This is a genomic window from Streptococcus suis YS56 (genome assembly GCF_000440115.1).
GTDB lineage: Bacteria > Bacillota > Bacilli > Lactobacillales > Streptococcaceae > Streptococcus > Streptococcus suis_L.
The window spans coordinates 24,723-51,538 of the sequence record NZ_ALMY01000017.1 but is presented as its reverse complement, the minus strand read 5'-3'; the positions used below and the strand labels follow the sequence as shown (position 1 = coordinate 51,538).

The following is a 26,816-nucleotide window of genomic DNA, read 5'->3' as shown; positions in this document are numbered from 1 at the left end:
GTTTGGAAAGCAGGCTAAAACATCAAGATAGCGTCTCACTTTTTCGCTATCTTGTTCTTTATAGGTTGTGGTCTGTTTTTAAAGTGATGTTCAGTTTTTTTAAGGCTGCCCAAACTGAGGGAATACTACAGTCAAAATGCTCTGCAATTTCCCTTAAGAAAGCATCTGGATGTTCCTTGACATAGGCTTCCAAGCGGTCAAGCGGAAGTTTGCGAGGACTACGAGCTCGTGGTTTACGATTCAGATGTCCTTCATTTTTCAGCTGTGTCTCCCAACGGTACAAGGTATCGGTTCCAATACCAAATAGGTCACAGGTTTCCTTTTTTGTGTGTCCTGATTGGACATAGGCAATAACGCGTTTTCTAAAATCAATTCCGTAAGTCATAAGTCTATTTTATCATACATCAAATAAAAACTAAACAACTATAAAATCCGTGTCATGTCATATCCTTTCTCGGTAGTCTAAAGGTAAATCGAAGCCCTGGAGTTGCCTCAACAGACACTCGACCACCCAATCTCTCAATAATATTTTTTACGATAGCTAATCCTAAACCATGTCCTTCTACTTGTTGACGTGTATCGTCTTCCCTGTAAAATTCTTCAAAAATCAAGTTAAGTTTATTCTTTTCTAGACCTTTCCCATTATCCGTAAAGGTCCAAACAACTTCTTGCTCCTCTAGATGACCAGCAAGGCTTATTTTCAATGGACGAACAGCTGCGTATTTTCTGGCATTATCAACCAGATTGTCCAAAATCCGACGGAATTGGGTAGGATCAATCTCAACAGGCAAGTTTTCAGATAGATCCAGTTGGAACTGAACGCCTTCATCTGCCAACTCAGCTGTTTTTTCTCTTACATATTCCTGTAAAAATGGAGACAGATCAAGTTTCACTTTATCAAAAGGCATCTTATCTGTTTGTAACTGTGAGAATGCAAATAGTTTTTCCAGTAACTTCTCCATCACCTGAGATTTTTGATAAATGACCGTCAGGTACTGATTGCGCTTTTCATCCGTATTGGCAATACCATCCAAAATTCCCTTGGCATAGCCTTTGATAGACGTCAAGGGAGTTCGCAAATCATGAGAAATATCTGCGACCATCTGCGTTCGGTTTTGCTCATACAATCGATTTTTCTCATGGGCAGCTAACAAGGAAGTCTGCATTTGATTGAACCCTTGGGTCAATTCTTCAAATTCCTTATCACCTTGGTAGGTCAGAGGTACTGTATAATCTCCCTGTTGGATACGGTCTACACCGCTATGCAATTCATCCAAAGGACGCATGACGACACTTAAAAGACGGCGAGTAAAGAAGAAATTCAGCACCACAACAACCACGATACCTGCTCCACCAACAAATAAAAGTTGTAGTAGAAAGGCCTGAAATTCCTGACTTTCTTGCTGTTCTTCCATATCCTCTAGCATAGCATAGAGATAGTAAATCTGACCATCTGTTGCGACCTTGCGACTAATGACAATTTCTCCATCCACATAGGAAGTGTGGGTTGTAGCAGACACTGTTACTTCTGACAATTCATCTGCATCATCTGTCAGATTTGAAAATAAGACCTCGCCATTACTCTCTACGTATAATTTTGCATCACTTAATGCTAAATCGTCAGCTAATTTGGGAAAATCTGTACCTGAAAAGCTTTCCAGCGTTTGCTGGCTGCTAGCTGTCTTCTGACTGGTTGATTGCCAAGTACCCTGACTACGATAAATGCTGTTCACCACATAGACACTAACTCCTAACATGGCTATCAATGATAAGACCAGCATAATCATATTCAAGCGAAATATTCGTTTCTGTAAATTCATTCTTCTTCTCTTCTAGTCAATTTTTTCACATTATAAGCAAAATCGCAGCATTTGTAAAGCATGGAAAACCATCAACTAAAAAAGCCTAGTAAAACTAGACTTTTTATTGTGTTCTTAATACCAGCCGTTTGCCAACCAGAAGGCTTTAGCTGCTGACCATGAACCGTAGCGTTCTGCTACATAGGCATCTGCCACACGCTCTTGGTTTTCTGGTGAATAGTCACCATTCAAATAAGTATTGGTTAACTGGTAGCGACCAATGTAGATACCGTTACGGGCATCATAGCTACCGCTTGATTCCTTCATTGCAATCCATTCTTTTGCTGCTGCATCCTCAGCGCTCAAATTTGAAGAATAGGTGCTAGTTGTTGCAGTAGAAGTTGATGATGTTGTTGATTGAGTTTGTTCAACTGAACTCTCTACTGTCTTCACTGTCACATCACCCAATTCGATAACTTGACCGACATGGATAAAATCTAAGTTGGTAATCTTATTCTGCTCTGCTAATTTTTCAACAGTAGTATTGTGTGTTTCAGCAATTTCAGACAGGGTATCACCAGACTTTACAGTATAGGTTTCTGCACTGACTACACCCGCAGTCAAAAGGGAGATTCCCGCTACCAAACCAGCAATAGTTGTTTTTAAGTTTTTCTTTAATGTAATGTTCATAATAGTCACATTCCTTTCTATCATGTGTCTATCATACCCTCTAACTATTACTTAGACTTTGTGAAATTGTTACAAATATTACAGACAAGTTGAGATTAGACAATAAAAACGCTATTTCTAGCGTTTTTTACTCATTTTTTCAATATAAATAAGAGTCCAGCTAAAGCTAACATAACTAAAATTGCTAACGTATCTGCTAACTTCCATTCCAAAATCCGGTACTTGGTTCTCCCATCTCCGCCTTGATACCCACGCGCCTCCATCGCCGTTGCAAGAGCATCTGCCCTCTTAAAACTTGATGCGAATAAGGGAATCAAAATAGGAATAACTGACTTTACCTTCTGAATAAGATTTCCCTCATTAAAGTCCACTCCACGAGCTCTCTGAGCATTCATAATCCGAGTGGTATCATCCATCAAGGTCGGTACAAAACGCAAGCTCATGGATAACATCAAACCAATTTCATGCACAGGAACTTTAAATTTCTTCAAAGGTGCAAGACCTGATTCAATACCATCTGCCAAGCTAAGGGGTGTCGTCGTCAAGGTCAACAAGGTCGAGAAGAAAATAATCAAAACAAAGCGAACAAAAATAATCGCCGCCTGTTGCAAACCCTCAACTGATAATTTAAAAATCCAAAATTCCCATAAAAGTGTCGCTCCAGGTGTAAAGAAAACCTGAAAGAAAGTTGTAAATAGAATAATTCCTATCATCGGTTTCAAACCATTAATAAAAAATGATAAGCGAATACGAGATAAAACAACCATTCCTAAAACAAATGCTATCAACAAGGCATTGGTGACCAAATTATTGGCCCAAAAAATCATCAATAGAAATCCAAACATTGCTAAAAGCTTACTTCTTGGATCCAAGCGATGAAGAATGGAATTCCCTGGAATATAGCGACCCAAAATCAATTTATCCATGTGTCACCATCCCTGTAAATTCTTCAATTGTAATAGGAAGACGTTCAAATACAAAGCCTCTTCTCTCCAAATTAGCTGCAAACTTAGTAATCTTAGGCACTCCCAACTGAATACTCTCTAAAAAATCTACCTCTTGAAAAATATCAACTGGTTTACCAGAACGGACCAGCTTTCCCTTTTCCATAATGTAAACAAAATCAGCATAGTTAGCCACATCGTCCATCAAATGAGTTACCAAAACGATTGTCATGCCTGATTCATGAAGCTTTTTGAAAATATCCATCAATTCCTGACGACCCGCAGGATCCAATCCAGCTGTTGGTTCATCCAAAACTAAGATACTTGGTTCCATTGCCAGAATCCCAGCAATAGCTACCCGACGCATTTGACCACCAGATAGTTCAAAAGGACTACGCTCAAACAAGATTTCATCAATTCCAACCAAGGCCAACTTTTCACGCGCAATCGTTTCAGCATCTTCCTGAGAAACTCCGAAATTTTGTGGACCAAAAGCAACGTCTTTTAAGACCGTTTCATCAAACACTTGACTTTCAGGAAATTGGAACACTAGCCCGACTTTCTTCCTGACTTGCTTAATATCCTTATTTTCAGATGTCGCTGTAATCACAACATCATCAATGACCACTCTTCCTTCTGTCGGCACATTCAATCCATTCAAGAGTTGTAAAATCGTTGACTTACCCGAACCCGTATGCCCAATAAGGGCCGTGTAAGAGCCATCAACAATCTCCAAATCCACACCAAAAAGCGCACGCCCCTCAAAAGGAGTGCCAGCTTGATAGGTATAGCTTACTTCTTGGAGATCAATTCCCATAAAGTTTCCTCTAATTCTTCCTCTGTAAAATGGCGGAGCGGTAAATCAAGTCCAGTCTGGCGCAAAGATGAAGCCAGTTCTGTCGTAAACGGTCTATCCAAGTCTAAATCTACCAAATCTTCTCGCATAAATAGTTCATTTGGAGTGCTAATTGATTCAACCTGTCCATTTTTCATCACGATAACTCGATCACTCAATGCAACCTCATCCAAATCATGTGTTATAGAGATAACCGTCATACCATGACGCTCCTTAATTTCACGGACAATCTTAATCAAGTCGAGACGACCTTCTGGATCCAACATAGACGTAGCCTCATCCAAAATAATAATTTTTGGACGCAAGGCAACCACTCCAGCAATCGCCACCCTCTGCTTCTGACCACCAGATAAACGAGCAGGCTCACGTGTTTTAAAATCAGTCATTCCAACCAATTCCAAAGCTTCGTCAACTCGACTACGCATCTCCTCCAAAGGGATTCCCTGGTTCTCTAAACCAAATGCAACATCATCTTCAACTGTGGCACCCACAAATTGGTTATCTGGATTTTGAAAAACCATACCAATCAAGCGTCGCTTATCCCATACATTATCAATGGTTAAGGCATCACCGTCAATATAAATATCACCTGATTCAGCTTCCAACAAACCATCAATCAAACGAACTGTTGTTGATTTACCCGAACCATTGTGTCCAATAATAGACAACCATTCTCCTTGTTTCACGTGAAACGAGACATCATTTAGGGTATAGCGCTCATCCTCTTGGTTGTATTTATATTTAAGATTTTTTACTTCTATAATATTTGTCATCATTTAAAAGTATCTTTGAATAAGTAAGAGGCACCCCTGAAATAATCATAACCTGAATATAGGGTGAAGAAAAGTGCAATATAGAGTGTTATTTGCCCCACAACGTTCCAGTGTAAGAGCAGGAAAATAACTGCAAACATCTGTGAGAATGTTTTGATTTTTCCTGGCATAGCCGCAGCTAGAACTGTTCCTCCATTTTCCACCAAGAGTAGACGAAGACCTGTCACTGCCAATTCACGACAAATAATAATTGCAACTACCCAAGCTGGGGCAAAGCCAAGCTCTACAAGCATGATAAACGCTGTCATCACCAAAATCTTATCTGCCATCGGATCCGCAAATTTTCCAAAGTTTGTTACAACCTGCCATTTACGAGCCAAATAGCCGTCTAGATAATCCGTAATACTAGCTAATGCAAAAATAAGTGCTGCCAACACATGACTAATTGTTGAATCCCAAACGGTCAGTAACAAGATAAAAATTGGGATTACCAAAATCCTACCTATCGTCAATGCATTGGGAATATTTTCTTTTTTCATTCTAATACCTTTATTGCCCTTATTCAAAATTTAAAGTGACCGCCCCTGTATCGGCTGTCAGAGCTGATAGATCTAGCTTTTGACCACCTACAGTTACCTCTACTCCTTTGACAACACCAAGAACAAGTGTAGTAGAAGTCACTCCTTCTTCAATAGTAGTAGTTACTGTTGGATTATCAGGTGTTAGTGTAACGCCCCCCTCTAACAAGGTGTCAGAAAGGCTGATCCAACTCGTTGTATTTTTTGCTGTTACAGTTACTTCTACTGGATAAGTCACTGTTTTAAGGGTCGCAACAATGTTAGAACCTGATCCTGAAATAGTCACATTTTCTGTAGCGGAACTACTTGAACTCGTTGAATTTGACTGCGCCTGCTCAGTAGAACTCGTCTCTGTGCCACTACTTGCTTCAGATACAGATTGCTCAACTATACTATATGACGTTGTAGTAGGCGTAATAGATGCTCTATTTTGGAGCCTGCTATGAACAATATAAGTCACAAAAATAATAATCAAACCCGTCGCAAGTAATAAGTAAACCAACGGAAGATAAGAGTTCTTTTTACGTTTACGAACCTTATAGCTTCTTTTCAATTCTGAAGATCGGAGTTCTTCTTCTCCATCTTCATAATATTTCACTAAACTATTGGTCTCGTAAGCATCCAGTAGGACATCTGTATCTAATTCCAAAGCCTCAGCATATGCTCTTAAAATAGAATGAACGTCATCTGAGTTTGCAATAAAATCAAAATCATTGTACTCAAGTGCCTGCAAATATTTAGCTTGGATTTTTGTTATCCGTTGCAAATCAACGAATGTCCAACCCCGTCCTTCTCTAGCTGTTCTAAGTACTTCCCCTATACTCTTTTGTCTCATAATACCCTCTCTCTATCGCTCATCATGTACAGTATACTATTCTAACAAAATTCCAAGGAAATTTCGACGGGTTGCGCCCACTTATTTTGGAAAAATCGTGAAATCTGTCATATCACAGTAATCAATAAAGCGACGACCTGCCTCTCTGATGTCATCTAACTGAAGACTTTGTATCATTTGAGGTATATCAAAAACATTTTCATATTCTGAATACTGAGAAACAAAGTGACTAGCTGTAAACTCAAGAGAATTTAAGCTACGAATAAAATCTCCATACATCTCGTTTTTCAACAATTGTAAATGATCCTCTGTCACATCTGCATCATCCTCAAATTTCCTAAGTGCTTTCATCAGTATACTAGAAAGCGTAATGGGTTCTTGAGTATCTCCCGAGATAATCAAATAGTGGTACTCAGGTGTAACCTCTAATTGGAACTGGAAAGAAGAATCAATTTTTCCCTGCTCGTATAACTGTTGATATCGTTTTGAAGTCCAACCAAACAACATGGCAAATAAAAATTGTAAACTGAGCCGATATTTCTGAATAGTCTCCCTATCAACCTCGTCATTTCCCCGTAGACCAACAGCCAATTTTGGGGTAGATACTTCAAATTGTTCTGAGAGATGCTCCTTTATCGGTAACTTTTGGACACCTGCCAATTCAAACGACTGAGCTGGATTATCCATCTGAGCTACTTGATAACTTGAAATTTGTTTCCAAACTGCCTCTAAATCAAAATTACCAATAACGAATAAATTCATGTTACTTGGATGATAAAACACATCAAAATTCTCATGTAAATCATCCGCAGTAATTGCAGCAATTGATTCAACTGTCCCTGCTATATCATAGGACAAAGGACTTTCTGGATAAAGCGATGATAAAATTCCCGTAAACAAGCGATAATCTGCATCATCTTGATACATCTCAATTTCTTGTTCAATAATCCCCTGTTCTCTTTCTACATTGTCTTCTGTAAAATACGGTTCTCGAACAAAAGATTGTAAAAGTGATAGAGACTCCAATACTTTCTGAGTCGTTGAAAATAAGTAACTAGTCTGTCTAAAACTGGTATAAGCATTTGCGCTTGCTCCCAATTTAGCAAACTCATTCATAATATCCTCTTCATTCTCAGTTTCAAACAGCTTATGTTCTAAAAAGTGTGCAATCCCTGCAGGATAAACAACACTATTACCATTAGCCAATGTAAATCGAGTATGAATACCCCCAAAATTTGTCGTTAGAATTCCATATGTCTCATGGAAATCTACTTTAGGAAGTAAAATAACTGTCAACCCATTGTCAACTTTCCCATAAAAGACAGATTCTTTCATGTAAGGATACTTCTTCTCAACTAACTTCATTCTTCTGTCCCCTCCATAAAGTAAACAGCCTGTAAATTAATCATCTGTCCTACTCGAATGACATCATCTATTGATACCGATTTGATAGCCTCAATCCAATCTAGCCAACTTAAATTTCTATTTCCTAAGGTAACTTGATTATATACTTGTTCTATCAAATTATTCTGCCTATCTTGAGCCAAGGTTGCTGAATGAATCAACATGTTTTTTGTCAACTCTAATTCTTCTTCTGTAAATTTACCACATTTTAAATCAAGTAGTTGTTTACTAATTAACTTCATTACCCTGAGTCTATTTTCGCGGCTAATTCCAGCATAGACCTTCAGCATTCCTGAAAAAATAGAGACCTGACTTCCAATTGTATAGGCCAAACTTTCTTTCTCACGAACATTCATAAATAACTTCGAATGAGAGAAAGCACCCAGTAGACCATTAAATACCATCAAAGCTGGATAGTTTACATCATTGTAAACCACCTGTAAATGATATGCCAATTCCAAAATGGACTGCCTTGCCTGTTTACGCTCGATTTTTTCTTGCGTGATGTTTGAGTATTCCTGATGATATTCTAACTCTAATTTTGGATTTCTATAAGTAAAACCAAAATCTTCAAGTTTTCTTTTGACTTGTTCTCTGTCAACCTTACCTAAGACAAATATATCAATTTTATCCATACGCAACATATTCCGATAAATCTGAAAGGTTGATTCTGCTGTTTCTTTTTCAACCAAATCAAGCCTACCGACGCGTGGAATTTGAAGAGAGGGATCTTTATAAAAAAGCTTACTCATTTCAACATCTGCATGATAAAAATTATCTTCTATCTCTGACTGAAGAAAATTGATTAAATTCGTTTTTTCAACCTCGAAAATCTGGCTATCAAATCCTCGACCCTTTTTCAGTGGTCTAAATATACACGTGTATAAAAAATCAAGAATCTCTACTGTAATATCCTCATTTTCTGGCAAGTGACGAGGACTGACATATGAAATTGTCACATCTACACAGTGCACCCTACCACGTTTTGAAACTGAGGTCGAGAACTGAGCACCATACAATTCTGCCAATCTTCTCCGAACAGCCTGAGCAGTCTGAAATTCTTGGTTACCCATTTCAAAAATATTTGCAACTAACACACGACCAGCAACTGTAGCCTCACTCATTTCAGCTGCAAAGCGAATACGTATACGATTTGTCGTAAACTGATCTGTATCAATAAAATGAAGATCTACTCCCTCTTGTAATTTCATCTTCTTCCTCTTTCAAACATCGTACCTTCCATTATACCATTTTGTGATATAATATTCTGTAACGAGGTGACTTATGGAATTTAAATTATTTGATGACTACATCACATTACAAGCATTATTAAAAACGACTGGTATTCTCCATTCAGGAGGTGCCATTAAAGGTTTCTTGGAAGAAAATACCATTCTTTTCAATGGAGAGGATGAAAAAAGACGCGGTAAAAAAATCCGTGTCGGAGATGTTATCACACTCCCAGACCACAACACCAGCATCACAATCGTCGCTCCTAGTGCAGAAGAAATACAGCAACACCAAGAGGATCAAGCTGAAAAAGAACGTGTGGCTGCAATCGTTAAAAAGTTAAATCAAGAAAATAAAAAGAATAAGAAACAGGTAAAGACTCCTAAAAAAGCAACTAAAAAGACTGAAAGAAAACCTGTTCGTTTCCCTGGTATGTAGACATGTGGCTAGAACGATTAGAGTTACAACATTTTCGCAATTACAACCAATTAGATATTGAGTTCCACAAAGGGCTCAATGTCTTTTTAGGCGAAAACGCCCAAGGAAAAACCAATATTCTAGAATCTATCTATGCTTTAGCTTTAACACGAAGTCATCGAACACGGACAGATAAGGACCTACTACAGTTTCAAGAAAAGGAATTATCTATTTCGGGTTTACTCCATCGCGCAAGCGGTAAAGTTCCACTTGACATTCACTTGACAGATAAGGGGCGAGTGACCAAGGTCAACCATCTCAAACAAGCAAAACTTTCTAATTACATTGGACATATGAACGTCGTCCTATTTGCTCCAGAAGATTTACAGCTGATAAAAGGTGCCCCTGCTTTGAGAAGAAAGTTCATCGATGTCGAGCTCGGGCAAATCAAACCACTCTATCTCTCTGACCTATCGAATTATAACCACGTTTTAAAACAAAGAAATACTTACCTCAAATCTACAGATAAGATTGATGAGAACTTCCTATCCGTGTTAGATCAGCAACTTGCTGAATATGGTAGTCGTGTTATCCAACATCGTATTGACTTTTTAAAGAAATTAGAGGAATTCGGAAATAGAAAAGTTCAAGATATTTCAGATAAGAGAGAGGAACTAACTATCGAATATCAATCCTCAATTAAGTTTACTACTTCTGTCAATTTAATTGACATATTCTTGACGGAATTGGAAAGGTGTCGCAAACGTGATTTATTTAAGAAAAATACAGGAGTTGGACCACATCGAGATGATGTAGCTTTCTTTATAAATGGAATGAATGCCCATTATGGTAGCCAAGGACAACACCGCAGTCTCGTTCTGTCACTCAAACTGGCTGAAATCGAGCTGATGAAAGAAGTCACACGAGAGTACCCAATTCTACTCTTAGATGATGTTATGAGTGAGCTGGATAATAATCGTCAAATCAAGCTACTAGAAACTATTACGGATACGACTCAAACATTTATTACAACGACATCTTTAGACCACCTACACAAGCTACCAGATAGTTTAAAAATCTTCCATATTGAGTCTGGTAAGGTTACTGAGTCAGAATAAGATTATTTACACTATTGTCAATAAAATTTACAAAAAAGTAAAGACCCTGTCAAGACAATGTCATTAAGTTAAGCATTTAAGCAGCTAAAGAAACTATTCTCGTCTGAGCAGTTCATGACAAAACGGGAATAGTTTTTGTATTTAGGGCGCACAAAAAGGAGGTTTTTTACCCCTATTTTTCAACTATTATGTTACTCTATAAGTGAAGCTTACAGGTGCCTTGCTTTTTATCTTTCTTTGGAACGTTCGATTTGGTCGGATGATGGATAAATGCTTGGCAATGTAGGTTTCTAATTGGAAGGAAGTGAGTTTGTTTCTAAGAAATTTTCGACAGGCATAAACAGCGTCTGAAAAACAAATTTTATAAGTCTGTTTTAACTTTGATGTTTTAATAGCAACGTGTGAGGTTAGCCATTTACAAACATTAAAATTGATAAAGCGAGCGTAGATTTCTTGGAGAATCCCTTCCTTCTTTTTTGCATGAAAATGAGTCAGACCGATACTGTATTTTAGGTCACGAAAACTGGTCTCTATGCCCCATCTGTAGGCATAGAGATCTTTTAATTTTTCTGGAGAATAATCGGTATTTGTCACCAAAGTTTCAAAGAAACCTGGCTTGATTTCGAGACGCACCATTCGAAAATGAAGTTCGTAAAACTGAAGTGGGTCACTTTTTCGGCTAGAGTTTAGTAAAAAGTCAAAGGAAGCATTATGAGGTAAAAAATGATACTGATTAGGGAAGTCTCGATACAGTTCTTTCATGTCATTGGTTTGTTTGCGACAGATGTTTAGGTCAAATACCTCATCAAAACAAGGGGTGTCAGGGAGGTTAAATCCTGATTTCATAGAATGATTCCCGTCACGAATACGAATAATATAGGACCAATTTCTTTCTTGGCAGTGAGCCATGACATTGTAGGATTCATACCCCCTATCCATTATTACCAGAGCTTGTTTGAAAGAAGAGTTCTTCATCATGTCAATAAAAGCTGCACGTTCATCAACCTCTCGATTATCTTGAATCCGTAAATCATGATATATCTCTTGTTCAAGATTGTAGAGAGCATTGATATGAATAAGATTGTAAGGAGTGTGATGTGGTCCAGTTTGAAAAGAGGTCGTTTTATCAAAACGATTTCTTGGTAGAATCACATCACTGCCATCAACAGCCAGGATAGGGAGATTATCAGAGACTGGAATTTTAGAAGTAATATCCCTAAAAAGTGTTTTAAAAGCTTGGTGTTTAATCTGATACCGTCGTTGAACAAAGGCAGATTGAGAGACAGGCAAATCTAAATCAAGTAGCTCTTTGGCTAAGGTATTACCACCCATGGTCAGTATGGCTTGAATCATGGTTTTCATAGTTAGCTGACTTTGCCGACTAAAATCTTTTTCAGGATGAAGCACAAACTGATTGGCACTAGAAACGATGTCGTTAATACTATCAAGTAAATGAGCTTTAATCTGATCTAGCATGACTTTTTCCCCTTTTATTTTTAGTGTAACATAAAAACTAACCCACCACAAAACGTGATAGGTTAGTTAACTTAATGACATTGGGCGTAAAACCGTTTGTTTTTTTTGTTATGGCTTCGAGCCAGTTTTTCTCGTAGAGAAAAACAAAAGAAAACCACCAGCTATGCTGGTGGCTGCCAAGGCTTTGAGCCTCCATTTCTTTTTCCTGTTATAATCTAATTGTTCAGGTTAGATAAGGAGGAGTAAACTAGTCCAGTGGACTAGTTTAGCATGGCTAAAACCAGTTACAGTTTATCACATACCAAATGGATGTGCTCTATCACATAGTTTTCACACCTAAGTACCGTAGAAAATCCATTTACTACAAAATAAGGCAGGACTTAATTGATATTTTCCGTCATCTATGTCGATACAAAGGCGTGGAAATCATTGAGGGACACATGATGCCAGACCATGTTCATATGCTTGTCTTGATACCTCCGAAACTTTCGGTTTCCGATTTTATGGGATATTTGAAAAGCAAAAGTGCTCTAATGATATTTGATAAACATGCCAATTTAAAATATAAGTATGGAAATCAAAAGTTTTGGGCTAGAGGCTACTATGTTAGTACCGTTGGACTGAATGAAAAGACAGTTGCGAAATATATTCGCGAGCAGGAGAAAAATGACATTGCACTTGATTCTTGAGTGTCAAAGAGTATGAAGATCCATTTTCAGATGGCAGTTTTAGAACGAGATAAAAGCCCGTTGTTACGGGCATTAGTCAAGTAATTATAGCACTAACCTGAACGAAGTTCAGCGAACGTCTTTAGACGTCGCTGGAGAGAAACGGCTTATAGCCGGTGTACAAGCCACCCGTTTTCACGGGTGGTTATGACTTACTGTACTGAATAGTTTGGAGCTTCGTTTGTAATTTGAACATCGTGTGGATGGCTTTCTTTCAAACCAGCACCTGACATTTCGATGAACTGAGCATTTTCATGCAATTCATTCAAGTTACCAGCACCTACATAACCCATACCTGAACGAAGTCCACCAACCATTTGGAAAATCATATCTGCAACAGAACCTTTATAGGCTACACGTCCTTCAATTCCTTCTGGAACAAGTTTATTGGCTTCATTTACAGATGCTTGGAAGTAACGATCTTTTGAACCTTGTTTCATGGCAGCGATAGAGCCCATACCACGATAGGTCTTGAACTTACGACCTTGGAAGATTTCTGTCTCACCTGGTGCTTCATCCGTTCCTGCAAACATAGAACCAAGCATAACGGCATGACCACCCGCAGCAAGTGCCTTGACAATATCTCCAGAATACTTGATACCACCGTCAGCGATAATGGTTTTACCATATTCACGCGCAACACCAGCTGCATCATAGATAGCTGTCACTTGTGGTACACCGACACCTGCGATGACACGTGTTGTACAGATTGAACCTGGGCCAATACCGACCTTGACAACATCAACACCAGCTTCATAAAGGGCACGAGCTCCCTCAGCTGTGGCAATGTTACCTGCAATCAAGGTACGAGTTGGGAAGTGGTCACGGATTTCTTTGATTTTACGAAGAACACCTGCTGAGTGACCGTGAGCTGTATCGATGACAATCGCATCTGCACCTGCTTCAAAGAGAGCTTCTGCACGTTCAAAAGTATCAGATGTGACACCAACAGCACCCGCAACCAAGAGACGACCAAATTCATCTTTCGCAGCATTTGGGAACTCAATCACTTTCTCAATATCTTTGATGGTAATCAAGCCTGACAAACGACCGTTTTCATCAACCAATGGCAATTTTTCAATGCGATGCTTGTGAAGAATAGCCTCCGCAGTCGCAAGATCTGTTCCAACTGGCGCTGTCACCAATTCATCACTTGTCATGTTTGTCGAAATTGGCTGTGAGTAATCTGAAATGAAACGCATATCACGGTTGGTGATAATACCGACCAACTTACGATTTTCTAATGTCTCAACGATTGGCACACCGGAAATACGATAAGTTGCCATCAATTTCTCAGCTTCTGCGATTGTGTGCTCAGGTGTTAAGAAGAATGGATCGATAATGACTCCATTTTCAGAACGTTTTACCTTACGCACTTCTTCAGCTTGCTCTGCTATGGACATATTCTTGTGGATGACACCCAAGCCACCTGCACGTGCCATTGCAATAGCCATTTTACTATCTGTTACAGTGTCCATGGCAGCAGAAATAATCGGAAGATTAAGGGTCAAATTTGGTGCTAATTGCGTTTTTAAATCAATATCATGCGGTAATACATGACTTTCAGCCGGAATAAGTAATACATCATCAAAGGTAAAGCCTTTTTTCAAAAATTTAGTGTCCCAGTTTGACATTTTCTTCCTCTTTTCTTTTTTGTTACTAGCTATCGCTATAATTATTTTATTTATGATAACATTTTGAAATCATTTGTCAAATATTATTCGCTTTAAAATAAGAAACAATAATAATTCAGAAAATTCATTCCTTCTTTCTTTTAGAAATTCGAACGTTTGGTTTTTACTTCGTCATAAAACAAACGAAAAAAGCAACGTTTTTAAAACATTGCTCTTTCATCGTTAACCTTATTTAAAGTAGTTAATTCCCATTGCATCCTTGACTTGATCCAAAGTGCTTGCTGCGACCTGACGAGCTTTTTGGCTACCTGCTTCTAACATAGCATATACTTGTCCCATGTCTTTGGCAAACTCCAGACGACGTTCACGGATTGGTCCTAATTCTCTCTCTAAAATGTCCAGCAAATAACGTTTGGTCTTCACATCGCCCAAACCACCACGTTGATAGTGCTCCTTCATAGCCTCAATCTCAGCCTTATCTTCTTTGCGCCCAAAAACGTCAAGATAGTGGAAAACCATGTTTCCTTCAATCTTACCTGGGTCTTCAACACGGATGTGGTTGGGATCAGTGTACATGGACATGACTTTCTTCTTGAGCGTATCCATGTCATCTGCCAAGTAAATCCCATTTCCAAGTGACTTAGACATCTTGGCATCACCGTCCAAACCTGGCAAGCGACCAGCTGCCTCATTTTCAGGATAAATGCCCTCCGGCTCTACCAAAATATCAGTCTGGTAAGCATGGTTAAAGCTACGAACGATTTCACGAGTCTGCTCAATCATCGGTTTCTGGTCATTTCCAACAGGGACAAAATTTGCCTTGAAGGCTGTGATGTCAGCCGCTTGAGACACAGGATAGACCAAGAAACCAGCTGGAATTCCTTCGCCAAATCCCTTCTGAGCAATCTCAGTTTTTACAGTTGGATTGCGTTCTAGACGTGCAACAGATACCAAGTTCATGTAGTACATGGTCAACTCTGCCAATTCAGGAATTTGACTCTGGATGAAAATCGTTGTCTTAGCTGGATCAAGTCCTGCCGCTAGATAATCTAGTGCTACGTTTCCAACGGATTCAACAATCTTTTGCGGTTCTTTGGCATGGTCTGTCAACGCTTGTTGGTCTGCTAAAAAGACAAAAAGTTCATGTTGACCTGCATCCTGTAATAAAACACGATTTTTCAACGAACCAACATAATGTCCAATATGTAATTTGCCTGTTGGACGGTCTCCTGTTAGGATAATCGGTTTACTCATAAAATATTCTCCTTTTACATAATAAAAGCCCACGCACAGAAAACTGTGCGAGGGCGTCAAGGACACGGTGCCACCTCACTTATAAGCATTAAATAAGCTTACATCTTTTTGCACATAAGGCCTGCTAGCCGAATCCTTATTTATTCAGATTCTATTCACTCAGTCCATTCATAAGCGACTCTTGTTTGTTTCCACCAACCACAAACTCTCTAAAAATTATCCACTTACTACTCTTCTGATTGATTCCTATTATAACCGCAAAAAATTAGAAAGTCAAGCTGACAAAGCCTTGACGATACTGTCTAAATTAGGGATAATAGAAATTGCTTTTATAACACTAACCAAGGAGAATATATGAAAGAACGTATAAAGGACTTTATCTCTGTCACACTCGGATCAGTTGTCATGGCCATTGGATTTAACAGTTTTTTTCTAGAGAATAATATCGTATCTGGTGGTGTCGGAGGTTTAGCAATCGCACTCAATGCTCTTCTGGGGTGGAGTCCGTCTGACTTTGTCCTCTACTGTAACATCCCTTTATTAATCATCTGTTGGTTTTTCTTAGGAAAATCTGTATTTATCAAAACTGTCTATGGTGCTGTCATTTATCCTCTTTGCATCAAGTTGACAGCAGGTTTACCCAACTTGACAGAAAATCCTCTCCTAGCTGCTATTTTCGGTGGAATTATCCTAGGTTTTGGACTTGGTCTTGTTTTCCTTGGAAATTCTTCTACTGGTGGGACAGGTATTCTTATTCAATTTATTCACAAGTACACCCCTTTATCATTAGGTCTGACAATGGCTATTATTGATGGTATTATCGTTGGTCTTGGATTTATTGCCTTCGATACTGATACTGTTATGTACTCGATTATTGCCCTAATGACCATTACTTATATTGTCAACCGCATGATGTCTGGTACACAATCTTCTCGAAATGTCATGATTATTTCTCAAAAATCAGAAGAAATTAAAGACTATATTACTAAAGTTGCTGATCGCGGTGTTACAGAATTTCCAATTATCGGTGGCTTTACAGGGGTTGACAAGCGCATGTTGATGACTACCATCTCTATTCCAGAAATGCAAAAACTGGAAACGGCTGTATTAGAAATTGATGAAACTGCCTTTATGGTTGTTATGCCTGCAAGTCAGGTGCGTGGACGTGGCTTCAGTCTTCAAAAAGACCATAAACATTATGATGAAGATATTTTGATTCCAATGTAATTCATTGAAAATTCAAGTTCTTTCTAGTACAATAAAACTAATAGACAGAAATAGAGGAGAAACTATGCTTACAGTATCAGACGTGTCGCTTCGCTTTAGCGACCGCAAATTATTTGACGATGTCAATATCAAATTTACAGCAGGAAATACCTACGGTTTGATTGGTGCAAACGGGGCTGGTAAATCTACATTTTTAAAAATTCTTGCTGGTGACATCGAGCCATCAACAGGTCATATTTCACTTGGACCAGACGAACGCCTTTCTGTGCTACGTCAGAACCATTTCGACTATGAAGATGAGCGCGTGATTGACGTCGTTATCATGGGGAACGAGCAACTTTACAGCATCATGAAAGAAAAAGATGCTATTTACATGAAGGAAGATTTTTCTGATGAAGATGGTGTTCGTGCTGCTGAATTAGAAGGTGAGTTTGCTGAACTTGGTGGCTGGGAAGCTGAAAGTGAAGCTTCTCAATTGCTCCAAAACCTCAACATTTCAGAAGACCTCCACTACCAAAACATGAGCGAATTGACCAACGGTGAGAAGGTTAAGGTTCTCTTGGCTAAGGCACTTTTTGGTAAACCAGATGTTCTTCTTTTGGACGAGCCAACCAACGGTCTGGACATCCAATCCATCAACTGGCTCGAAGATTTCTTGATTGACTTTGAAAATACGGTTATCGTAGTGTCCCACGACCGCCACTTCTTAAACAAAGTATGTACCCATATGGCCGACCTTGACTTCGGTAAAATCAAGATTTTCGTTGGTAACTACGACTTCTGGAAACAATCTAGTGAATTAGCAGCTAAACTACAAGCTGACCGTAATGCCAAAGCAGAAGAAAAAATCAAGGAACTACAAGAATTCGTTGCCCGTTTCTCTGCTAATGCCTCTAAGTCTAAGCAAGCTACTTCACGTAAGAAGATGTTGGATAAAATCGAGTTGGAAGAAATCATTCCTTCTAGCCGTAAGTATCCATTTATCAACTTCAAATCAGAACGTGAAATCGGTAATGACCTCCTAACAGTTGAAAACTTAAAAGTTGTCATCGATGGTGAAACGATTCTTGACAATATCAGCTTTATCCTGCGTCCAGGTGACAAGACTGCTCTTATTGGTCAAAACGACATCCAAACAACTGCTCTCATTCGTGCTCTTATGGGCGATATTGAATATGAAGGTACTGTCAAGTGGGGTGTCACTACTAGTCAATCCTACTTACCAAAAGACAATACTCGTGACTTCGATACAAACGAATCTATCCTTGATTGGCTCCGTCAATTTGCCAGCAAGGAAGAAGATGACAATACCTTCTTGCGCGGTTTCTTGGGACGTATGCTCTTCTCGGGTGATGAGGTTAACAAACCTGTAAACGTCTTGTCAGGGGGCGAAAAAGTGCGCGTGATGTTGTCAAAACTCATGCTCCTCAAGTCAAATGTCTTGGTCTTAGACGATCCAACCAACCACTTGGACTTGGAATCAATTTCCAGTCTAAACGATGGTTTGAAAGCTTTTAAAGAGTCTATCATCTTTGCCAGCCACGACCACGAATTTATTCAAACTTTAGCAAACCATATCATCGTCATTTCTAAAAACGGTGTTATCGATCGAATCGACGAAACTTATGATGAATTCTTGGAAAATGCTGAAGTACAGGCTAAAGTACAAGAACTTTGGAAAGCATAATAAAAAGGCGATTTATTCGCCTTTTCTTTTAAATCTATGAAAAAAATATTTACAAAAACATCCATTTATTATCTCTTATCTTTCCTTATTCCGCTGACTATTATTTCTATCGTCTTAGCATTTCAAGGAATCTGGTGGGGAAGTGATACAACAATATTGGCCAGTGATGGCTTCCACCAGTATGTTATTTTTAATCAAACATTACGAAATACTTTACACGGAGACGGCTCTCTCTTTTACACATTTTCAAGTGGTTTAGGACTCAATTTTTATGCTCTATCCTCCTATTACCTAGGTTCATTCCTATCTCCAATTGTCTTTTTCTTTGATTTACAATCCATGCCTGACGCTATCTATCTTGTCACTATTGTCAAATTTGGATTGACTGGGTTGTCAACTTATGTCAGCCTAAAGGGTATCCATAAAAATTTGAAAGAAGAATGGGCACTATTACTCGCTACTAGTTTTTCTCTGATGAGTTTTAGTACAAGTCAATTAGAAATAAACAACTGGCTAGACGTTTTTATACTCCTCCCACTAATTCTTCTTGGATTGCATCGATTATTAAAAAAACAGGGTCCGATTCTCTACTACATAACATTAACATGCTTGTTTATCCAAAACTATTACTTCGGGTATATGGTGGCTATTTTTCTAACATTATGGACATTGGTTCAATTATCATGGATAGATAGTCAGAGAATCAAAAGATTTATCAACTTTACAATAGTGTCAATTTTATCTGCTCTAAGCAGCATGTTCATGTTGTTACCAACCTACTTGGATTTAAAAACTCATGGTGAGACATTTACAAAAATTGTCAACCTAAAAACCGAAGACTCTTGGTATCTGGACTTCTTTGCGAAAAACTTAGTTGGTAGCTTTGATACAACAAAATTCGGTTCTATTCCCATGATCTCTGTTGGTCTCGTTCCACTAATACTCGCTTTATTATTCTTTACATTAAAAGAAATAAAACCAACTGTCAAACTCTCCTATGCTCTATTCTTTACATTCATTATTTCAAGTTTCTACCTACAACCACTCAATCTTTTTTGGCAAGGTATGCATGCGCCAAACATGTTCCTCTATCGTTATGCATGGGCTCTATCAATAACCGTTATCTATTTAGCAGCAGAGACACTGGTACGACTACGTCAAGTAAGTATTAAAAATTTTACTCTGATTGTTTCATTTTTACTCATTTGCTTTGCTTCTACCTTTATTTTTAGAGATCATTATGAGTTTCTAATGGATGTAAATTTCCTACTCACACTAGAATTTCTAATAGCCTACTTCATTCTTTTTGTAGCAATGATTCGCTATAAATCATCCTTAAAATGGACTAATATTGTTTTATTGTTCTTCACTTTCTTAGAACTTGGATTACATAGTCATTATCAGGTTCAGGGGATTTCTGATGAATGGCATTTTCCTAGCCGATCAAACTATGAAGAAAAATTGACAGATATTGACAGTATTGTAAAGTCTACAAAGACTGCAACTGATTCATTTTATCGTATAGAACGTCTATTACCACAAACTGGCAATGATAGTATGAAATTCAATTACAACGGTATTTCTCAATTCTCCTCCATTCGAAATCGTGCTTCCAGCTCAGTACTAGATAAGCTTGGTTTCCGTTCAGACGGTACCAATTTGAATCTTCGTTATCAGAATAATACAATTATTGCTGATAGCCTATTCGGAATCAAATATAATTTAGCTACTACGGACCCAAATAAGTTTGGTTTCACACTGAATCAGAGTCAGTCTACTATTAATCTTTACGAAAATAGTTTTAATCTAGGGTTAGCACTATTGACTGAAGGGATTTACAGAGATGTCGATTTTACAAATCTGACTCTCGATAATCAAACAAATTTTCTTAATCAACTAACAGGGCTATCTCAAAAATACTACCACACTTTATCAGATGTTGTTTCACAAAATACAGTTGAACTGAACAATCGAATGACTGTCAACAAAGTTGACAATGAGAATGCTACAAAGGCAACTTTCTTAGTAAATATACCTGCAAATAGCCAAGTATACTTAAATTTGCCAAATTTAACATTCTCAAATGAGAATCAAAAAAAGGTTGTCATTACTGTCAATAATCAGTCAAGTGAGTTTACACTAGATAATGCTTTCTCTTTCTTCAATGTGGGGAGCTTTACTACAGATGTACAAGTTCAAGTCGATGTATATTTTCCTGAAAATAATCAAGTTTCTTTTGATAAACCACAATTTTATCGATTGGACTTATTAGCTTTCCAACAGGCTATTTCCATTCTCCAAGAAAAACAAGTAGTAACAAAAACTGATGGTAATAAAGTAACCGTTGATTTTGTAACCGATAAAGAAGCCTCGCTCCTCCTTACTTTACCCTATGATAAAGGATGGAATGCAACCATTGATGGTAAACCTATCAAAATCCAAAAAGCACAAGAGGGTTTTATGAAAGTGGATGTAAGTCCAGGTCAAACTAAACTAGTTTTAACCTTTGTACCAAATGGTTTCTATCTAGGTTTACTGATTTCTTTGGGTGCAGTTTTTGTATTTTTCTCCTATCAATTCATTAGATACTATTATTCTAAGAACCGAGAATCCTAAACTTTCTCGGTTTTTTCTTGTAAAAAACAAAAAACCTTGATTTCTCAAGGTTTCCTATGCTTTATCTACTCCGCCAACAGATAATTATACGTTAAAATAAGTTAAAATATATAACAAAAATAGCGATAATCAAGGGTTTGTTACTTATCTAGGGAGTAATAAAAAGCGGGAATTTGACCAAATTTTGACCAAATGATTTTTTCCAAAATATTTAAGTTTTTTTCTGAATTATACAGAATTTTTATAAAAATACACTCTGACCAAGTTTTGACAAAGAAGCGTTTCGGAGTGACTAAAAATTTTCAAAATCTATTAACATTCCTAAAAATTGTTGGAATAGCGCAGTCTTTCCGAAATTTTTTGGAATCCAAAAAATCTTCCTACAATAAGTAAGAAGATTTTTTCATATTCGCTAACTATCCTTGTTTGCGTCTTCTTACACTTGCAAGACCAAGGCTAGATAATACTGACACACCTGCGAGTGCCAACAAACTTGTTTGCTCCCCTGTGTTTGGCAAGGTCTTAGCACGTTCAACACGTGAATAAGTAATTTTGTCACCAACCTGCGTTATACCAGCTTGTTTTCCAATTTTAGTTTGCACTACAGATGTTGCTTTCTTCCCATCAACGTAGTCAATAACTACCCCATTGGCATCTAGTACTGGAGTCGCAATACCACCTGCATTGTTGATAGCTTCAGCCTTAGTCTTCAAGTCAGCCAAGCGTTTAGCCTCAGCCTCAGCACGGTCTTGTTCCGCCTTCAGGTTAGCCAACTCCTCGTAGCGAGCAGTTTTCTCAGTTGCATTAGCTTTAAGGGTTGCAAGTAACTCCTTAGCAGTCTCATACTCTGCACGAGCAACTGCAAGGGCTTGATTAGCTTCAGTAAGCTTAGCATTCAAGACCGTAAGAACTGCACCCTTGTCAACCAAAGCTTTAGCAAGTTCATTGTACTTAGCAGTAGCTTTTTCAGAGTCAGATTTAGCTGTGCTTTGTTTAGCAATAGCATCCGTAAGGGCAAGTTGTGCAACCTGGTCAGCCTTCTTAAGTACTTCCAGAGTTTCTTTTTCTTGTGCAAGTACCCCTTGGGCTTTTTCATCTGCTGAGCGAGCCTCTACCAGTTCAGCCTTAGCTTTAGAAAGGGCGTTAGCCTTATCGATAGCACTAGCCTTAGCTACGGCAAGAGTTTCCTTAGCAGACTGCAAGGATGCTTGGTCTTTTTCAAGTTGAGTTTCAGCATCTTTTACTGCTTGCTCAAGAGCAGGAATATCTACTGTACCCGACTTCAAGTCAGAAAGTTGTTTTTGAGCATCTGCAAGGGCTTGTTGTGCATTAACATATGCAGTATTTGCATTTTGGTAAGCTACATTTGCTGTTTGGGCATTAGCCAAAGCAGTATCATAAGCTGATTGAGCTGCTGCGACTGCTGATTCGTCTACTACTGTTTTAGTTACTGTTTCGTAAATAGGGGTAGTTGTTGTAGTACCACCTGTTACTGTTGAATACTTATTAACAATTGGGGTACCTACAGTATCGCTAAATGTAACAACAACCTTAGGTACACGTTCCCCATGACCGTCCTTGAACGACAATACATCTAAGGATACCCCTACGGAGCTTGGTCCTTCTACAAGACCCAACACCTTAAGGGCTGTAGAAAAATCAGAGTTGTTTCCAACACCATTTACAATATTGTAAAGAGGACGATACAACTGATGACCTACCGCTGCCACTACCATAGACTTCAACTCTGCCATTGTAGAAACAGTCGCATCTCTATCATCAAATTGAGCGATATTTGCAATATTGTTAATGATTGTAGTGTTTTCGTTATTTGCAATATTTTTAGCAATAACTGTAACATCATTAATTGTTCCAGTAGCTTTTGTAAAGAAACCGCTAGAAACAAGCTGGTCATGAGTCATACCTTGATAATTAGCAAACATACCATTAAATAAGGTATCTGTAGTATTGTTTGCTACTGATACACTAGACTTAGTTACATCCAACAAAGGAGTACCTAGTTTAGAACGTAATTCATTAACCAATGAGGCATAGAAAAGGCTTAAGTCTGTGCGTTGCTCTTCTGTAAGGTCATGAACCTTTACAAGAGTAGAGTTATCTGTATCTGAGAAAGAGTAACGAAGGTTCTCAGTCCAAGATTGGAACTCGGCAACAGTTGGTGATGCCAGCAAGTCACGAACGTTCACTTTAACAGAAACAGTAGAGCCTCCGCTCTGATAAGAAATTCCTTTAGCTAGAGCAGACTCAATATCGGCAATTGTTCCTGTACCATTAGCATAGTTTTGAATAGCCTTCAGATAATCTGAGTTGGTTACAACACCATTTACACCCGAGAAGCGACCTGATTGAGCAACACCAGTATTTAATGTAGACGTACCGCCAGTAGTCTTAGTCTCAGTACCAACCTGAACAGTTTCAGTTACAGTAGTACCCTCCTTAGCAGTATCAAGAGCTGATTTAGTAGTAGATACTTCTTTATCAGCGTCTGATTTAGCTTTAGTTGCATTTGCCAAAGCACTTGCAGTTGAGTCAACATCAGCTTCCTTAGACGCTACTACCCCTTCTTGTGTTGCGATAGCTTGTGCCTTGTTGGTTTCAGCCAACTGTGCAGACTCAAGAGCCTGTTTAGCTTCTGCTAAGTCAGTAGTGTCTTTAGTAACAGCTTCAGTAAGAGTATCTACATCTTTCTGAAGTTGAGTTGTATCTGTAGTACCTGAAAGGTCTGCTACTTTCTTCTCGGCATCGGCAACCGCACTTGCAGTTTTTTGAGCATTAGCATCAGCATCAGATACGACACCCTCTTGAATAGTTACCGCCTCTGCTGTTGCATTTGCAGAATTTTTAGCAGTCTCTACAGTTTCATTAGCTGTAGCCAACGCTTCAGACTTGGCATCGGCATCAGTTTTAGCATCTGCTACTACCTCTGGTGTGACCTTATTAGCTTCTACAATTTGAGTATTCAAATCAGAAACCGTAGAATCACCCGTAGCAATAGTTTCTTCTAAACCACCTACAACTACTTCTTGCTCTGTAACCGCTTGGTTAGCTTGGTCTGCTTCAGCCTTGGCTTCAGACACCTGAGCATCAGTTACCTTAGTTTCAACAACTCCTTCACTTGCACCAGACTCAGCAATCACCTCAACCGAAGTAGAATCAGTACCAGTAACAACCTCCTCAGCACTCACTACCCCGCCTACTAGCATTGAAGTAGTCAATACAGATACAACCGCACCAGTACGCAATTTCTTAATGGTTCCGTGACCATGAATGTTAGATTTAAGCATAATATATAAACTCCTAAATAGCTTTTTAAAGATATTATACCATGTTTTATAGCATTTAAAAGCTATTTTACAAAAATATTCGCTTTTGGAGTAGTTCTTTAAAGATATTAAATACAGTAGTATAGGTTCTAAAAGAGGTATCAACATGAAAACAACAAATTTAAGGGCATATATCGGTAAACGGATTCGTATTCTCAGAATCCAAAAAAACATGACCCAGCAACAACTAGAGGAGTATGCCGACCTCCCTTTAAAATACGCCTATAAACTCGAAAACTTAGAACCAAACATAAAAATCCAAACACTTGAAAAAATCATGTCTGCTCTTGATACAGATGTAGAAACATTTTTTGATATCTCGCTAAAAGAAAACAACCCTCTGACCAATCAATTACTGTCCCTGCTTGCTGAGCTCCCTAAAGATAAACAAGAGCGACTCTTAAAACTTATGATAAATTTAATAGAAGAAGTTGAAAAATAAGCCAAGTCGAAAAATGACTTGGCTTTTTGCATGCTCTAATCTATGTAATTATCAAATCCGTTTCGTGTTTGAACAGATTTGATAAACTGTTCAACATTCTCCCAGTCCTCAAACTCCTCAACTATCTTAAACATTTCTAATCGTTCAGCTAGTTGGCAAAATACTGTAACATTCTCCTCTGATTCAAAAATCTTTTCAATTAAAGGGAGATAATCAAGCACATTCGTTAATAGTTGCTCATTTTGTAATAACATAGGTAGAGCATAATGACGATTACTTGATTTCTTCATCTTCTCCAATATCTTAGGGAATTCTTTGTTTTCAATTCGATGCTCAATAATGTCCGTAACCTTGTCCATAATTACTTTATCATTGTTTTGAATGCCTTCGTATATTTTTTCACTTAATTCACTAAATATTTCATTTTCAAAGATAGCATTATAAGCTCTATCACTAATAGCTGTTTTGGACGTAGAAGGGTTTCCTTGGAAGATTTTTTCTAGTGTTTTAACACCTACTTCAGAATCAATCATATCATCGACGTATTCTAATATTGCTTTGTATCCTTTTTCTTCAGCTGAAAGTTCTTGAAATTCCTTGAATTCCTCTAAATCTTCAACAAAGTTCAGAGTTATACAAGCCAGTAATAATTTTTCTTGTTGTTCAACCGTATCTATAGACATAAATAGCTCCTCACATATTTTTTTCATTAGCTTAGCATAACCGACAAACAAATTCAAGTGCTTTTTATTACGTTAGTGAAGGCAAAAAAAGCCTATTACATCAGTACTTAGACGTTAGGTAGATACTGAATTGTTTATGTGCTATTCTCGTAGTGTGAGATAGCTATTACACAAAATTACATATCTTCAATAAATTTGAAAATCCATGAATTTATTGGTGCATTTAATAAAATGGTTGGAAAGATAGGTTTTCTTATGGAAACTAAACAAACAACACTTCAAGGAATTCTTCTTGGAGCAAATAGAATAAAAAATTACGAGACTGGACAAGAAACTGGTCAAACCCAATTTAGTGTCGGTGTGCGAACTCCAGAAGGTCGATTCAATCAAACAAATATCAAAGCGGATACGGTTAATGTCTCTGACTTTGCTTCTTTGTTTGATGAGAAGGTAGAAATCATTCTCGAAAATGTTTCTATTAATGCTTATATAAGTGGGAATCGCGCTGCACTTTCGGTCAAAGCTAAGTCTGCTTTTATTGAAATTATTTAATGGATAGCGGGGAGTATCTCCCCTTATCCGATAGAAAGGAATTTTTATGACAATTGTGTCTTTGTTAATTATCCTATTTGCTGGATTTCTTTATTTTGCTCTTAGAATTAGCGAGATTAAAGAAAAACAGAAACAGGCTCAAATGCTTCAATTAAACCTTCCAACAATCATAGCAGATATTGAACAAGTAATTGAAAAAACTGCAACTGTTTCAGGGCAAAAACTTCTTTTTGATAGTCGCTATATTCGATATTTACAAACTAGCAGTGATTATCGTTCTCACCTTGTTAGCTTTCCTATTATGCTATCTAGAAAGCCTGTTGATGAAGAAGAGAGCTATATCCAACAAGTCTTTTTGACACAATTTAGCAAATATCTAGCTGAATCTACAACTTATACAAACTGGTCAGACAAAGGGAAGTCGTTATATGTTACACCTCAATTTGGAGAGTTGTTGAGGTATAACAATCAGTACTATCTCAATTTGGAGATTCAGTTTTCCTATAGTACTTATTAGGAGTATAAACAG

23 protein-coding genes, 1 pseudogene and 1 other annotated feature are annotated in these 26,816 nt (G+C 38.0%); of the genes and pseudogenes, 9 read left to right on the top strand and 15 right to left on the bottom strand.

All coding sequences use genetic code 11. The features are described 5' to 3' along the window. Positions 1-58: 58 nt before the first annotated feature. The 10 genes from SST62_RS0102895 to yfmF all read right to left on the bottom strand — a co-directional run bounded on the left by SST62_RS0102895 (position 59) and on the right by yfmF (position 9,090). Positions 59-385: an IS630 transposase-related protein gene (locus tag SST62_RS0102895; protein WP_029186231.1), complete on the bottom strand. Its 327-nt coding sequence runs from the start codon at positions 383-385 to the stop codon at positions 59-61. A 52-nt stretch (positions 386-437) separates the two neighbouring features. Next, complete coding sequence (locus tag SST62_RS0102890) at positions 438-1,820, bottom strand: HAMP domain-containing sensor histidine kinase (protein ID WP_029186230.1); 1,383 nt, start codon at positions 1,818-1,820, stop codon at positions 438-440. Between the two features lie 114 nt (positions 1,821-1,934). Then, a complete protein-coding gene (locus tag SST62_RS0102885; RefSeq protein WP_029186229.1) occupies positions 1,935-2,489 on the bottom strand; it encodes a LysM peptidoglycan-binding domain-containing protein in 555 nt (184 codons plus the stop codon). Between the two features lie 131 nt (positions 2,490-2,620). Further along, positions 2,621-3,415: an energy-coupling factor transporter transmembrane component T family protein gene (locus SST62_RS0102880; RefSeq protein ID WP_029186228.1), complete on the bottom strand. Its 795-nt coding sequence runs from the start codon at positions 3,413-3,415 to the stop codon at positions 2,621-2,623. After that, a complete protein-coding gene (locus SST62_RS0102875) occupies positions 3,408-4,250 on the bottom strand; it encodes an energy-coupling factor transporter ATPase (RefSeq protein ID WP_029186227.1) in 843 nt (280 codons plus the stop codon). Before SST62_RS0102875 ends, SST62_RS0102880 begins: the two co-directional genes overlap by 8 nt. Further along, complete coding sequence (locus SST62_RS0102870; protein ID WP_029186226.1) at positions 4,226-5,062, bottom strand: energy-coupling factor ABC transporter ATP-binding protein; 837 nt, start codon at positions 5,060-5,062, stop codon at positions 4,226-4,228. Before SST62_RS0102870 ends, SST62_RS0102875 begins: the two co-directional genes overlap by 25 nt. Then, on the bottom strand, positions 5,062-5,601 hold the full coding sequence (gene pgsA / locus SST62_RS0102865) for a CDP-diacylglycerol--glycerol-3-phosphate 3-phosphatidyltransferase (protein ID WP_014638849.1): 540 nt from the start codon (positions 5,599-5,601) through the stop codon (positions 5,062-5,064). Before pgsA ends, SST62_RS0102870 begins: the two co-directional genes overlap by 1 nt. 19 nt (positions 5,602-5,620) lie before the next feature. After that, on the bottom strand, positions 5,621-6,475 hold the full coding sequence (gene rodZ, locus SST62_RS0102860; protein WP_029186225.1) for a cytoskeleton protein RodZ: 855 nt from the start codon (positions 6,473-6,475) through the stop codon (positions 5,621-5,623). Between the two features lie 81 nt (positions 6,476-6,556). After that, complete coding sequence (yfmH, locus tag SST62_RS0102855) at positions 6,557-7,840, bottom strand: EF-P 5-aminopentanol modification-associated protein YfmH (RefSeq protein ID WP_029186224.1); 1,284 nt, start codon at positions 7,838-7,840, stop codon at positions 6,557-6,559. Further along, on the bottom strand, positions 7,837-9,090 hold the full coding sequence (yfmF, locus tag SST62_RS0102850) for an EF-P 5-aminopentanol modification-associated protein YfmF (protein WP_014638852.1): 1,254 nt from the start codon (positions 9,088-9,090) through the stop codon (positions 7,837-7,839). Before yfmF ends, yfmH begins: the two co-directional genes overlap by 4 nt. Positions 9,091-9,163: 73 nt before the next feature. Between yfmF and yaaA the strand changes: the two genes are divergently transcribed. Both yaaA and recF read left to right on the top strand, forming a co-directional pair. Further along, positions 9,164-9,547, top strand: coding sequence for a S4 domain-containing protein YaaA (yaaA, locus tag SST62_RS0102845; RefSeq protein WP_029186223.1), 384 nt, complete (start codon positions 9,164-9,166; stop codon positions 9,545-9,547). A gap of 2 nt (positions 9,548-9,549) precedes the next feature. Further along, entirely contained in the window at positions 9,550-10,644 is a 1,095-nt protein-coding gene (gene recF, locus SST62_RS0102840; RefSeq protein ID WP_029186222.1) for a DNA replication/repair protein RecF, read from the top strand. Between the two features lie 186 nt (positions 10,645-10,830). Here the strand turns inward: recF and SST62_RS0102835 are convergent, their stop codons facing one another. Next, entirely contained in the window at positions 10,831-12,120 is a 1,290-nt protein-coding gene (locus tag SST62_RS0102835) for an IS4-like element ISSsu2 family transposase (protein ID WP_029186221.1), read from the bottom strand. A 270-nt stretch (positions 12,121-12,390) separates the two neighbouring features. Here SST62_RS0102835 and tnpA point away from each other — a divergent pair. Beyond that, a pseudogene (gene tnpA / locus SST62_RS01000000111410) lies at positions 12,391-12,862 on the top strand (IS200/IS605 family transposase). A 138-nt stretch (positions 12,863-13,000) separates the two neighbouring features. Here the strand turns inward: tnpA and guaB are convergent. Both guaB and trpS read right to left on the bottom strand, forming a co-directional pair. Continuing rightward, complete coding sequence (guaB, locus tag SST62_RS0102820; protein WP_029186220.1) at positions 13,001-14,482, bottom strand: IMP dehydrogenase; 1,482 nt, start codon at positions 14,480-14,482, stop codon at positions 13,001-13,003. Between the two features lie 228 nt (positions 14,483-14,710). After that, positions 14,711-15,736: a tryptophan--tRNA ligase gene (trpS, locus tag SST62_RS0102815; RefSeq protein ID WP_029186219.1), complete on the bottom strand. Its 1,026-nt coding sequence runs from the start codon at positions 15,734-15,736 to the stop codon at positions 14,711-14,713. 46 nt (positions 15,737-15,782) lie between these two features. Then, positions 15,783-15,989, bottom strand: a binding site (T-box leader). 101 nt (positions 15,990-16,090) lie between these two features. On the opposite strand from trpS, the gene SST62_RS0102810 reads away from it, so the two are divergent. The 3 genes from SST62_RS0102810 (at position 16,091) to SST62_RS0102800 (ending at position 21,266) form a co-directional block, all read left to right on the top strand. Further along, entirely contained in the window at positions 16,091-16,963 is an 873-nt protein-coding gene (locus tag SST62_RS0102810; protein ID WP_024384295.1) for a YitT family protein, read from the top strand. Positions 16,964-17,027: 64 nt separating this feature from the next. Next, the gene (locus SST62_RS0102805; RefSeq protein ID WP_012775415.1) at positions 17,028-18,650 is read left to right on the top strand and encodes an ABC-F family ATP-binding cassette domain-containing protein; all 1,623 of its coding nucleotides are present in this window, start codon (positions 17,028-17,030) and stop codon (positions 18,648-18,650) included. 36 nt (positions 18,651-18,686) lie between these two features. Then, positions 18,687-21,266 carry a YfhO family protein gene (locus SST62_RS0102800; protein ID WP_029186218.1) on the top strand — a complete coding sequence of 860 codons (2,580 nt, stop codon included), beginning with the start codon at positions 18,687-18,689 and terminating at the stop codon, positions 21,264-21,266. A gap of 416 nt (positions 21,267-21,682) precedes the next feature. On the opposite strand, the gene SST62_RS0102795 is transcribed toward SST62_RS0102800, so the two are convergent. Beyond that, entirely contained in the window at positions 21,683-24,571 is a 2,889-nt protein-coding gene (locus SST62_RS0102795) for an SEC10/PgrA surface exclusion domain-containing protein (protein WP_029186217.1), read from the bottom strand. 145 nt (positions 24,572-24,716) lie between these two features. On the opposite strand from SST62_RS0102795, the gene SST62_RS0102790 reads away from it, so the two are divergent. Continuing rightward, complete coding sequence (locus tag SST62_RS0102790; RefSeq protein WP_014638870.1) at positions 24,717-25,052, top strand: helix-turn-helix domain-containing protein; 336 nt, start codon at positions 24,717-24,719, stop codon at positions 25,050-25,052. Between the two features lie 35 nt (positions 25,053-25,087). Here SST62_RS0102790 and SST62_RS0102785 read toward each other — a convergent pair whose 3' ends face one another. Then, positions 25,088-25,735 (bottom strand): hypothetical protein, encoded by a 648-nt coding sequence (locus tag SST62_RS0102785; RefSeq protein WP_029186216.1) that lies wholly within the window; start codon positions 25,733-25,735, stop codon positions 25,088-25,090. Between the two features lie 195 nt (positions 25,736-25,930). Between SST62_RS0102785 and SST62_RS0102780 the strand changes: the two genes are divergently transcribed. Beyond that, positions 25,931-26,287 carry a hypothetical protein gene (locus tag SST62_RS0102780; RefSeq protein ID WP_228376834.1) on the top strand — a complete coding sequence of 119 codons (357 nt, stop codon included), beginning with the start codon at positions 25,931-25,933 and terminating at the stop codon, positions 26,285-26,287. Between the two features lie 46 nt (positions 26,288-26,333). Next, complete coding sequence (locus SST62_RS0102775) at positions 26,334-26,804, top strand: hypothetical protein (RefSeq protein ID WP_029186214.1); 471 nt, start codon at positions 26,334-26,336, stop codon at positions 26,802-26,804. Positions 26,805-26,816 lie beyond the last annotated feature (12 nt).